The sequence below is a fragment of the Blastococcus sp. SYSU DS0616 genome (assembly GCF_054051015.1).
On the sequence record NZ_JBJHAJ010000029.1, the window covers coordinates 46,092 to 54,512 of the forward strand.

Consider the following 8,421-nt stretch of genomic DNA (forward strand, 5'->3'; position numbering starts at 1 on the left):
CCCTCAGGCCTGCGGCCCGGCGCCGGGCAGCGGCGCGGGGACGAACGGGTCGGGGTCGACCGGCCGGTTGTTGAGGTCGACCGAGAGGAAGACGTCGTTGGCCACCGGGTGCCGGAGCTCCTCGGCGAGCTGCCCGATCAGCCCGGCGGTGCGGGCCAGGAGCGCGAACCCGCGCAGCAGCTCCATCGGCAGCCCCAGGTCGGCCAGGGCCGCGCCGCAGACGCCGGCGCCGTTGAGCGGGAGCCGCTTGCCGAGCACCTGCTCGTGGGTGCGGCCGATGGCGGCGAACAAGGAGAGGTGCGGGCCGACGAGACCTTCCTCGGCCGCGATCTCGAACAGCCGCGGGGTGCGCGGATCGCCCTGCTTGTGCACGTGGTGCCCCAGCCCGGGGACGAACCGGCCGGCCGCGCGCTGCGCGGTCACGGTCTCCAGGGCGAGCGCGTCCCAGCCGGCGTCGTCGGTGGGCAGGTCGCCGTCCACGGCGGTGAGGACGCCGTGCAGGAAGCGTCCGCAGTCCTCGGTGACGCCGAGGAACCGGGACCCGCCGCCGAGCAGCCCGGCGGCCAGGGCGCCCTGGATCGAGTCCGGTGCCGAGAGGTAGGTGAGCCGGGTGACGATCGCGGTGGGCGTGAACCCGTGATCGGCCAGCGCGGCGAGCACGGACTCGAACACGCGGGTCTCCCCCGGTGTGGGACGCCGCTGGGTGGCCAGCCAGAAGGCCAGCTCCCCGAAGCCCACGGTGCCCATGACGTCACGGGCCAGGTCGGTGCCCAGGAGGGTGATCGACTCGAGGCTGGAGGCGCCCAGCGCGGTCGGGTACGTGGGGCGCTCGTCGGTCACCGGGACTCCTCGGGCGCGGCCAGCCAGCGCCGGATCTCCGTGCCGTGCTCGTCCAGGCCCGGCGGGGGCAGCCGGTAGGCCGGCGGCGTCGCGGAGAAGGTGATCGGGTTGCGCACCGAGGGCACGGCGGCCGCGCCCTCGCCCACCCGGACGACCGGGTCGAGGCCGACCTCCTGGGCGAACGCCACCCCCTGGTCGATCGTGTTGATGGGTCCGCACGGCACGCCCGCGCCGATGATGTCGCGGAACCACTCCTGCTTGCTCCGGGTGCGCAGCCGCTCGACCAGCAGCGGGCGCAGCTCGTCGCGGTTGGCGGTGCGGTCCTCGTTGCGGCTGAACCGGGGGTCGTCGGCGAGCTCCGGCACGCCGAGGACCTCCACCAGCCGGCGGAACTGGCCGTTGTTGCCGGCCGTGATGATCAGGTCGCCGTCGGCGCACGGCAGGGGCTCGTACGGGAACAGGCTCGGGTGGCTGTTGCCCATCCGGAAGGGCACCACGTTCCCGGCCACGTAGGCGCTCGTCTGGTTGACCAGGCCCGACAGCGCCGAGGAGAGCAGGTTGACCTCGATGTGCTGCCCCTGACCGGTGGCGTGCCGGTGGTTGAGCGCCGAAAGGACGCCGATCGTGGCGTGCAGGCCGGCCATGACGTCGAAGAGCGCGACCCCGGCCCGGTACGGCGAGCCGTCCGGGTCGCCGGTGAGGCTCATGAAGCCCGAGATCGCCTGGACGATGAGGTCGTAGCCCGGCAGCGACGCTCCCTCCGGGGCGCTGCCGAAGCCGCTGATCGAGGCGTAGAGCACGCCCGGGTTGGTCGCGGAGACCGTGTCGTAGTCCAGTCCGAAGCGCGCCAGGCCACCGGGCTTGAAGTTCTCCACCAGCACGTCGGCCCGGCGCGCGAGCTCCCGCGCGGCCTCGGCGTCCGCGGGGTCCTTGAGGTCGAGGGCGACCGAGCGCTTGTTGCGGTTCGCGCCCATGTAGTACGTCGACACGCCGTCCCGGACCGGCGGCTGCCAGGTGCGGGTGTCGTCGCCGTGCGGGCCCTCCACCTTGACCACCTCCGCGCCCAGGTCGGCCAGCAGCATGGTGGAGTACGGGCCGGCCAGGATGCGGGAGAAGTCCGCCACCAGCAGCCCGGCCAGGGGCCCCGCAGCCGGCGCCCCGGGGACCTCCGCGGCCGCAGTGTCAGCGCTCATCCAGGATGCACTCTCCTCGTCGCAGGCCTTGCCGGACACTCGTCCGCGTTCGACGCTCGCAGTCTCCGACGGCTCGCTGCGGGCTGTCAACCGGGGTCCAGCCGCTGCACGCCGAACTGCGCAGCCCGGTTGACAGCATCCGACGAGCGGGAGATGGTGACCCACGTCGCACAGGCCGTCCGTCTAGCGGACGCCGGTCCGGCGACGCGACGACGACGTCCAGGAGGAGACGATGACCCACTCCGAGCCCGCTCCGGCGGCCGGCCGGCCGGTGGTCCTGCGCGGCGGGACCGTCCTGACGATGGACGAGACCTGCACCGTCCTGCCCGAGGCGGACGTGCTGGTCGTGGACGACCGCATCGCCGCGGTCGGGCCGGCGCTCGAGGTACCCGAGGGGACGCAGGAGATCGACGCCCGGGGCGGCATCGTGATGCCGGGCATGATCGACACCCACCGGCACATGTGGCAGACCGCGATGCGCGGCTACGGCGCCGACTGGACGCTGACCCAGTACTTCGTCTGGTACTACCTCGAGCACGGGAAGAAGTTCCGCCCCCAGGACGTCGCGGCGGGCAACCGGCTCTCGGCGCTGGAGGCGCTCGAGGCCGGCGTCACCACGACCGTGGACTGGTCGCACGGCCTGCAGTCGATCGACCACGCCGAGGCCGCCGTCGACGCGCTGCGCTCGGTGCCGGGCCGGTTCGTCCTGGCCTACGGCAACATCCAGGCCGCGCCGTGGGAGTGGACCGCCGACCCCGCCGTCCGGTCGTTCCTCACCCGGCAGCGCGACGCCGCCGACGACATGCTCGGCCTGCAGCTGGCCTTCGACGTGACCGGCGACCCCGCCTTTCCGGAGAAGGCCGCGTTCGAGGTGGCCCGGGAGCTCGGCCTCCCGGTGACGACGCACGCCGGCGTCTGGGGCGCCACCAACGACGACGGCATCCGGCTGATGCACGAGCACGGCTTCATGACGCCGGAGACGGTGTACGTGCACGCAGCCACCCTGACGCCGGACTCCTACCACCGCATCGCGGCCACCGGCGGTTCCATCTCGGTGTCCACGGAGTCGGAGCAGAGCGCCGGACAGGGCTACCCGCCCACCTGGCAGGTGCGCTCGCACGGCATCCCGGTGTCGCTGTCGATGGACACCAGCGTCTGGTGGAGCGGTGACCTGTTCTCGGCCATGCGCACCACGCTCGGCGCCGACCGCTCCCGCGAGCACTTCGAGGCCCACCTGAAGGGCGACACCGTCACCCACCTCCAGCTGCGCGCCCAGGACGTCGTCCAGTGGGCCACCCGGGGCGGCGCGCTGGCGCTGGGCCGCGACGACCTGGGCACCCTGGCGCCCGGGAAGAAGGCCGACGTCGTCCTGATCAAGAACGACGACTCCCCGGTCTCCTTCCCCCTGCTCAACCCGTTCGGCCACGTCGCCTTCCAGGCCCAGCGCGGTGACGTGCACACCGTGCTGGTCGACGGCCGGGTCGTGAAGCACGCCCACCGGCTGGTCGACGTCGACCTGGCCGCGGCACGCAGGGAGATCGACGCGACCGTGGAGCACCTGCGCGGCGCCATGGGCGAGGAGGCGTGGGCCGGCGGCATGTACCCCGACCTGCCCGACACGCAGATGCTGGACAACCCGTACCAGTACACCGAGTACAAGTCCCACGGGACGCACGCCGCCCGGGAGCAGGCCTTCGAGGAGCACCTGGCCACCGAGCGTCCGGCCGGGGCGGTCACCGAGCACTGAGGAAGCGTGCCCGCGGGCACACCATCGCGTGCCGAGGTCGCGCGATCTCGCACACTGCTCCCATCCGGGAGCGAGGGGATCGCGCGATCTCGGCACGGCGGACGACGGAGGGAACGGGATGGCAGGGCGAGGCAGCGGGCCCGACTTCGTCGAGGCGCTCGCACGGGGTCTGGACGTGCTCGCCTGCTTCGACCGCGAGCACCCGACGATGACGCTGTCGGAGGTGGCAGCAGCCGCCGGGCTGGCCCGCCCCACCGCCCGGCGGCTGCTGCTGACGCTCGAGGAGCTGGGCTTCGTCCGGTCGTCGGCCGGCGGGTTCGCCCTCACCCCCAAGGTGCTGACCCTGGGGATGGCCTACGTCGGCGCCCTCGGCCTGTGGGACATCGCCCGCCCGCACCTGGAGGCGCTGGTCGCCCGCACCGGCGAGTCCTCGTCGATGGCCCAGCTCGACGGCTCCGACATCGTCTACGTCGCGCGGGTCGCGGTGCCGAAGCTGATCGCGCTGCGGGTCGACATCGGCACGCGCTTCCCGGCCACCCAGACGTCGCAGGGCAAGGTGCTGCTCGCCGCCCTGCCGCCCGACCAGCTGGTCGACACCCTCGCCCAGCCCAGCCGGGCCGGGCTGCCGCCGATGATCGGCCGCTCGCCCGAGCAGCTGCGGGCGGAGCTCACCGAGGTGCGCGCCCGCGGCTGGGCGCTCGCCGACGAGGAGCTCGCCCCGGGGGTCCGCTCGGTGGCCGTGCCCGTCCGCGACGGCGACGGCGTCGTCCGTGCGGCCATGAACGTGACCGTGCACGCCGCCGAGACCTCCACCGAGCGGCTGGTCGGCGAGCACCTGCCGCAGTTGCTCCGCACCGCCGGGGACATCAGCGCCGAGTGGGCGCTGTGGCAGTCCCGCCCGCACGTGCAGCTGCCCCCGGGTCGGGCGGCCGGCGCCGGCTGAACGCCCGTGAAGATCAGCGGGTCCGATGTGCCAGGGTCTGTCCCGTGACCGCCGTCCTCTCCATCCAGTCGCACGTCACCTACGGCCACGTCGGGAACAGCTCCGCGGTCTTCCCGCTGCAGCGCCTGGGCATCGAGGTCTGGCCGGTGCACACCGTCCAGTTCTCCAACCACACCGGCTACGGCCAGTGGACGGGCCGGGTCTACGACGGCCAGTCGATCGAGGAGCTGGTGCAGGGGGTCGCCGACCGCGGCGTTCTCGGCAGCTGCGACGCGGTGTTGTCGGGCTACCTCGGCTCCGCGGACATCGGGCACGCCGTCGTCGGCACGGTGGCGCGGGTGCGGGCGGCCAACCCGGCCGCCGTGTACTGCTGCGATCCGGTGATCGGCGACGTCGGTCGCGGTGTTTTCGTGCGCCCGGGCATCGAGGAGTTCATGCGCGAGGTCGCCGTCCCGGCCGCGGACCTGGTGACGCCGAACCACTACGAGCTGGACCTGCTCTCCGGCACCCCGACCCGCTCGCTGACCTCGGTCAAGGACGCGGTCGCGGCGGTGCACGCGCTCGGGCCGCGGGTCGTGCTCACCACGTCGCTCGTCGCCGAGGACACCCCCGAGGACGCCGTCGACCTGCTCGCCTCCGAGGGCGGCCGGCACTTCCGCGTGCGCACCCCGCGGCTGGGGGTGTCGGTGAACGGCGCCGGCGACGCGATCGCCGCCCTCTTCCTGGCCCACTGGCTCGACACCCGCTCGGCGGGTGAGGCGCTGGGGCGGGCGGCGGCGTCGGTGTTCGGTCTGCTCCAGCGCACCGAGGACGCCGGTTCACGGGAGATCCTGCTGGTCGCCGCGCAGGACGAGTTCGTGACGCCGTCGCGCAGCTTCGCCGTCGAAGAGGTCTGACCGGCGCCCCCCGGACGAACCCGGGGGCGCCGCGGGTCAGGTCTTGCTCTTCCCCTGGGCGCTGGAGTGCTCGTGCCGGTCGTCCTTGTGGGTGTGGTGCTCGATCTGCTTGCTGGCCCCGGTGGTGACACCGGCCGCGCTGGGCGCCACACCCTGCTTCTTGGCCTCGCGGACGGCGGCGCGCTGGGCGTCCTGGTCGTTGTTCTTAGCCATGGGTCGATGGCTACCCCGGCAGCGATCCCGGACACATGGAGCAGGGATCAGTGGCCGGCGAGCGTGGCCGCGATCCGGGTGATCGTGCCCTCCTCCACGGGCAGGTGCACCAGCACCGACGGCACCTCCTCGGCCTCCAGCCCGGTGTCGCCGAGCGCGGCCAGCAGGAGGTCGGCCTCCTCCGGCGGTACGGGCACCGTGCAGCCGGAAGCCTCGAGCGCCGCCCGGGCGAGGAACAGCGCACCGGCCAGGCTCTCGTCGGGTACCGGCACGGGCTCGGGGACGGCGGCCGACCGGGTGGCGGCCTCGGCCGCGCGGACCAGCGACAGCGCCAACCCCTCGGCCTCGACCTCGATCAGCGGGACGTCACGGAGCGCGGCGAGCACCAGGTGCTCGGCGTCGATGCGCAGCGGCGCGTCCCAGCCACCGGCCCGCACCACGTCGGCGACGTCGGCCGGGTCCTCCCCCAGGTCCTCGGCGAGCTCCGCCCACTCGGCCTGGCGGGTGGCGCGGGCCCGCTCCCCCGCCACCCGGCAGGTCTCCGCCACGAAGGGCAGCAGCACCTCGTCGTCGAACCGCTCGGCCACCAGCCGCCCGTCGGCGCCGATCATGTTGAGCGCGTCCTGGAAGCTGCCCGGCGCGGCGTCACCGAGGTCGACCCGGCCGTCCTCGTCATCCCCCAGCGGCTGCCCGGTGGCGGCCCGCTCGCCCACCGTCAGGCCGCTCGGGGCGACGCGGCCCGCGCGCCGCCGGTAGTGCGGGCGGTCGGAGAGGCCGACGGCCCAGGCGCAGCTCTCGGCGATGAGCGCGGCGCCGCGCTCGCGCAGCACCTCCCGGGTCAGCAGACCCATCCAGTCGACGTCGAACACGCCTCCACTGTGCCCCGGCACCTCCGTCGTCCGCCGTAGGACGAGGATCACCCGGTCGGTGGACGTCGCCGGCCGCGACGCCCACCGCGGGGCTCACTCGGCGGCGGCCCCGGCGGTGCTGCCCTTCGCCTGCTCGCTGCTCGGGCCACCGATCCACACCGTCTTGGCGTTCATGAACTCGTACATGCCCAGCTCGGTCAGCTCCCGTCCGTAGCCGCTCTGCTTGATCCCGCCGAAGGGCAGGTCGGGGTAGCTGGCGGTCATCCCGTTGATGAACGCCATGCCGGCGGCGATGTCGCGCACGAAGCGCGCCCGCTCGCCCTCGTCCTCGCTCCACAGGTTGGACCCGAGGCCGTAGACGTGGTCGTTGGCCAGCTCGATGGCCTCCTCCAGCGAGTCGACGGTGTACAGCGCGGCGACCGGCCCGAAGACCTCCTCGCTGTGCACCTTCATCTCGGGGGTGACGCCGGTGAGCAGCGTCGGCTCGTAGAACCACCCGGGGCGGTCCACCCGCTTGCCACCGACCACGACGGTGGCGCCCTTGCTGCGGGCGTCCTCGACGTACTCCTCGACGTCCTGCAGACCCGACTCGGTGGCCAGCGGGCCGATCTGGGTGTCGGCGTCCATCGGGTCCCCGACGGTGAGGGCGCCGATCTTCTCGGCGAACAGGCGGGTGAACTCCTCGGCGACGTCGCGGTGCACGAAGAACCGCTTCGCGGCAATGCAGCTCTGCCCGTTGTTCTGGTTGCGCGCGGTGGTGGCCACCTCGGCCGCGGTGTCCAGGTGGGCCGAGGGCATGACGATGAACGGGTCGGAACCGCCGAGCTCCAGCACCGTCTTCTTCAGGGCGTCGCCGGCGACGGCGGCGACGGACTGCCCGGCCGGTCCACTGCCGGTCAGCGTCGCGGCCACGACGCGGTCGTCGCGCAGCACGCGCTCGACCGACCCCGAGCCGATGAGCAGGGTCTGGAAGACGTCGTCGGGGAAGCCCGCCTTGCGGAACAGCTCCTCCATGTACAGGGCGGTCTGCGGCACGTTGCTGGCGTGCTTGAGCAGTCCGACGTTGCCGGCCATGAGCGCGGGGGCGGCGAACCGCATCGCCTGCCACAACGGGAAGTTCCAGGGCATGACCGCCAGCACCACGCCCAGCGGCTGGTGGACCACGTACGCCTGCTGCGCCCCCACGGCGCCGGCGTCCTTTGGTTCGGGCTCGAGCAGCGCGGGGCCCCGCTCGGCGTACCAGCGCAGCGCCGACGCGCACTTGGCGACCTCGGCCTTCGCCGACGCCAGCGTCTTGCCCATCTCGGTGGTCATGAGCTCCGCGACGCCGTCGGCATCGGCGTCCAGCACGTCGGCGGCGGCCGACAACCAGCCGGCCCGTTCCTGCGGCGTGGTCAGCCGGTAGCGCGCGAAGGCTCGAGCCGCCCGGTCGATGGCGCCCTCGAGCGCCTCGTCCGACAACGCCTCGAACGTCTTCAGCGTCTCGCCGGTGGCCGGGTTGATCGTGGCGATGGCCATGGTGTTCTCCCTCCGGGGTGCGCCCGTCACCTGCCCGGGCGCACACGGACGAAACGGACCCCGGGCGATCCGGCGCCGGGGGGGGGGGGGGGGGGGGGGGGGGGGGGGGGGGGGGGGGGGGGGGGGGGGGGGGGGGGGGGGGGGGGGGGGGGGGGGGGGGGGGGGGGGGGGGGGGGGGGGGGGGGGGGGGGGGGGGGGGGGG

The 8,421-nt window shown here is 73.9% G+C and carries 8 protein-coding genes; 3 read left to right on the top strand and 5 right to left on the bottom strand.

What is annotated here, in order from left to right:
- Window positions 1–3: 3 nt before the first annotated feature.
- Both ACI79K_RS17900 and ACI79K_RS17905 read right to left on the bottom strand, forming a co-directional pair.
- Window positions 4–840, bottom strand: coding sequence for a citryl-CoA lyase (locus ACI79K_RS17900; RefSeq protein ID WP_456600375.1), 837 nt, complete (start codon window positions 838–840; stop codon window positions 4–6).
- Window positions 837–2,033: a CaiB/BaiF CoA transferase family protein gene (locus ACI79K_RS17905; RefSeq protein WP_456600376.1), complete on the bottom strand. Its 1,197-nt coding sequence runs from the start codon at window positions 2,031–2,033 to the stop codon at window positions 837–839. Before ACI79K_RS17905 ends, ACI79K_RS17900 begins: the two co-directional genes overlap by 4 nt.
- Window positions 2,034–2,265: 232 nt before the next feature.
- Here ACI79K_RS17905 and ACI79K_RS17910 point away from each other — a divergent pair, with 232 nt between their 5' ends.
- From ACI79K_RS17910 to pdxY, 3 genes are all read left to right on the top strand, one after another.
- On the top strand, window positions 2,266–3,780 hold the full coding sequence (locus tag ACI79K_RS17910) for an amidohydrolase family protein (protein WP_456600377.1): 1,515 nt from the start codon (window positions 2,266–2,268) through the stop codon (window positions 3,778–3,780).
- 118 nt (window positions 3,781–3,898) lie between these two features.
- Entirely contained in the window at window positions 3,899–4,723 is an 825-nt protein-coding gene (locus tag ACI79K_RS17915; RefSeq protein ID WP_456589766.1) for an IclR family transcriptional regulator domain-containing protein, read from the top strand.
- Between the two features lie 44 nt (window positions 4,724–4,767).
- The gene (pdxY, locus tag ACI79K_RS17920) at window positions 4,768–5,619 is read left to right on the top strand and encodes a pyridoxal kinase PdxY (RefSeq protein ID WP_456589767.1); all 852 of its coding nucleotides are present in this window, start codon (window positions 4,768–4,770) and stop codon (window positions 5,617–5,619) included.
- Between the two features lie 36 nt (window positions 5,620–5,655).
- On the opposite strand, the gene ACI79K_RS17925 is transcribed toward pdxY, so the two are convergent.
- The 3 genes from ACI79K_RS17925 to ACI79K_RS17935 all read right to left on the bottom strand — a co-directional run bounded on the left by ACI79K_RS17925 (window position 5,656) and on the right by ACI79K_RS17935 (window position 8,219).
- Complete coding sequence (locus ACI79K_RS17925; protein WP_456589768.1) at window positions 5,656–5,832, bottom strand: hypothetical protein; 177 nt, start codon at window positions 5,830–5,832, stop codon at window positions 5,656–5,658.
- A 47-nt stretch (window positions 5,833–5,879) separates the two neighbouring features.
- On the bottom strand, window positions 5,880–6,701 hold the full coding sequence (locus ACI79K_RS17930; protein WP_456600378.1) for a hypothetical protein: 822 nt from the start codon (window positions 6,699–6,701) through the stop codon (window positions 5,880–5,882).
- A 93-nt stretch (window positions 6,702–6,794) separates the two neighbouring features.
- Complete coding sequence (locus ACI79K_RS17935) at window positions 6,795–8,219, bottom strand: NADP-dependent succinic semialdehyde dehydrogenase (protein ID WP_456598494.1); 1,425 nt, start codon at window positions 8,217–8,219, stop codon at window positions 6,795–6,797.
- Window positions 8,220–8,421 lie beyond the last annotated feature (202 nt).